Below are 3,111 nucleotides of genomic sequence, written 5' to 3'. Positions count from 1 at the left end.
AAACAACCTATTCCTTCTTCTTTTTATGACCCTCTAAACCTAAATAAATTAATGTGAAAACCAATGAATAAATAAAACTTTCTAAAAAGTCAAAAGGATTATCAAATAAAATCGAATTAACAAAATTAAAAATTAAAAATACAGATAATAAAATAATCAAAAAGTAAAAAAACTTATTCATATTAAACTCCTTTGTTTTTATATGTTAATATTATATTGAATTCATTTAAATAACAAAACAAGGGGGCATTTACAATGAATGCAATTCAAAACAGTATATCACTAAGAAAGATTTTAGTAGTATCTTTAAGTATTTTAACCATACTTTCAATGGTCTTGGATTTTAATTTCAAAGAAGCTCAAGCCCAAAACAAAAATAACATTGCAGATAAAAACGTTGAAACTTTAAACGAAAAAGAAATTGAAAAAGAACTAAAATACATATATGGCAAAATTATTATTTTAGATAAAGACGGAACAGCTAAAGATGTTAATCTAGAAAATGCCAAATCTCGATATGGATATGTTCCTGAAGGATTCCAAAAACTAAAAAACGACATAGAGAATAAAAAGAAAACTAGTTCAATATCACCTAGAGCAGTTGGTGGGAACTACAAAAATAGCGGTGACTGTTTCTATTCTGAAGTTTTAAACTCATATGGAGAACTTTTAACTGGAAACATAATCACAGCAGTTTTTGAAGATGTTAAAGCCAAAAACTTAAAGGGCGTAGCAAAAAAATTAGCTAAAATTGGGATAAAAGGAAACCTAGCTGGAATCGCAGCTACTATGGTTTCGAAGGATGTACAATGTAATCTTAAATACGGGTTACTTTAGATACTATTTATTCCAATTGCTTTATTGACGTTGAGCCTCGGAACCCTTAACAATCCCAAAACTTGTCGAATGGTCGGCTTAATAGCTCACGCTATGCCGACATTCGTCTGCAAGTTTAGTTAAGGGTTCTTCTCAACATCAATAAATTTTCTCGGCATAAATGCGTCGTCTATTTTTTATTATCTTCATGATAATCATATTTTTCTTCCATCTCGTCAAAAGCATCATCTTTATAGAAAAACAAAAAGTAAGCAACAACACCAATAGGAATAAAAAAACAGTGTGAAAACAAGAAGAAACTCGTTTCAAAATCCCCTCAAATATTCTAATTATTCTTTTTGAAATTCATAACCTTAACAACCAAATAAATAGCATTTATTCCCATCAAAATAACATACGGAATTAATATATATAAATTTTCCAAATGAGATATAAAAATTAATCCAAGTAAAAAGAAAACATTTAAAATAGTTGCTATAACGTAACCTTCATCTAACACTGTGTTTTTATTCAAAATAAACACTCCTTTTTTAAAAAACTTTATCACAAGACTTACTCAAATTATAAATACCTTTATTTTGAGTTTTAAGGGGGTATTTTAAAGGTTTAGGGGGTATCATATAGGTTTTTAACTTAAAAATATATACAAGCTCTTAAAACGCAAATATGAGCCAAATAAATATATGGTAATTTCACAAACAAAAATTTCAGCAAAACCAGTGACTAATTTTTTAACACTGCCCATTTACATGCAAATTAAAAATTAGCATAAAATCCTTTAAAACTTCCACATGTTTTTCTAAATTCCTGCAGGGCGTTTTTTATCAAAAATCGAGAATTTTTAATTTTTCTCTAAAAACTCCGTAAGAGCATAAGGAGAATTTGCTATCATTCAAAAATGATAGGTCTGGCAAAGCCAGAAATTCCAGGGGTTTTAAGGTATTTTAAAGTGATATCATACAAAGCTGTACTGTCTTATTTTTGTGACACAATATATTGCGTTTGTCTTATTTTTGTGACACTACATACAGCATTTGTCACAAAAATAAGACAGTACTTTTTTATAAAAAATCAACAAAAAAGACATTAGTCAACACTAATGTCTTAAATAATAATTTTGCTTTTCGAAATTCCAAATTGCGGTAATTGAATGTGCTTTTTCTTCTTCGTCTGTTGTTTTATCTTCATCACTTGCATTAATCAAATTACCATCTTCGACATCGTCTAAGTTTAAAATTTTATGTTTTTGTTTAAGCAATCCACCATAACTTAACATACGTTTTCGATACAAACCTTTTTCTAAATCACTTACAATTTCTTGATTTTTTTCATCATCATCAGTTAAAAAATCAGATGATTTAACCGAATATTTTGAGGTCTCTTTGATTGCCGATTCAATGTCTTTATCGCCTTTTCTATTCGGTTTGATCGCTTTAACATTAGCAACAGGTCGATAGTCAACTTGTAATGCTCTTTGCCATAAATTAACCCATTCTTCTTGAGTTATATAATTCTCTTTTTTTCTAAAATATGCATTTTCAACACATAACAAAACATGCATGTGCTGATTATAACTACCGTCATTTTTATTAACGGTAACTTCTGTTGAACGCATAAATCCAACAAGATTTTGTTTAACCTTTTTATATCTACTCAACCTATCAAATGCTTTAGTTAGATGCTTCAAACTTTGTTCTAAAGTATCTCCATCTATCGCATTTTTTGTTGAAAGTGTTAAAAACAACCAACGTGCTTTTGGCTTTTCCTTAATTACTTTTTCAATCACTTTTTGAGCTTGATAACTATTTTTCATAGCACGTCTCCAATTACAAACCGGACATAATTTTGATTTACAAAACCATGTCTTATGTAACTTCAAATAGCCTTCATCAGTTGGCTTAAATTCTAAAATATTACCACATTGTTTTACATTAAAAGCCTTTTTGATTTTTAAAATTTCTAGTATATCTGCATAGCTTACATTATCTATTTTCTTTTCTCTCCATGGGCGTTGTTTCCCACTTTTCGTCATATCTTTTAACGTTTTATTATCTTGATTTTCGGTTATACTTCTAGTAGTATTATATTGCATATAAAAAGACCCCCAGTATTATTTAAGATTCGACACCTTAATAATATAACTGGGGTTTTTTATTGTCAAATTTTCCTTTCACGCACAAAAACACGTTTAAACACTGTAATATCAACAGTTACAGCTATATATATAAAATCGAGTTATTTCTATATAGTATCAAGACAAGAAGAAACTCGTTC

The 3,111-nt window shown here is 28.7% G+C and carries 2 protein-coding genes; one reads left to right on the top strand and one right to left on the bottom strand.

What is annotated here, in order from left to right; genetic code table 11:
• The first annotated feature begins 255 nt into the window (after positions 1–255).
• Entirely contained in the window at positions 256–837 is a 582-nt protein-coding gene (locus ACP693_RS17575; protein WP_000991705.1) for a hypothetical protein, read from the top strand.
• Positions 838–1,933: 1,096 nt separating this feature from the next.
• Here the strand turns inward: ACP693_RS17575 and ACP693_RS17570 are convergent.
• On the bottom strand, positions 1,934–2,929 hold the full coding sequence (locus ACP693_RS17570) for a protein rep (protein WP_001199892.1): 996 nt from the start codon (positions 2,927–2,929) through the stop codon (positions 1,934–1,936).
• Positions 2,930–3,111 lie beyond the last annotated feature (182 nt).

Origin of the sequence: Brevundimonas sp. TWP1-3 (genome assembly GCF_049896085.1) — a bacterium.
GTDB lineage: Bacteria > Pseudomonadota > Alphaproteobacteria > Caulobacterales > Caulobacteraceae > Brevundimonas.
The sequence above is the reverse complement of the archived record's forward strand: the minus strand, read 5'-3'. Positions and strand labels throughout refer to the sequence as shown.

Excerpts from the sequence above, each read along its gene's own strand:
- ACP693_RS17570 (WP_001199892.1), bottom strand. The coding sequence starts at position 2,929 with ATGCAATATAATACTACTAGAAGTATAACCGAAAATCAAGATAATAAA.
- ACP693_RS17575 (WP_000991705.1), top strand. The coding sequence starts at position 256 with ATGAATGCAATTCAAAACAGTATATCACTAAGAAAGATTTTAGTAGTA.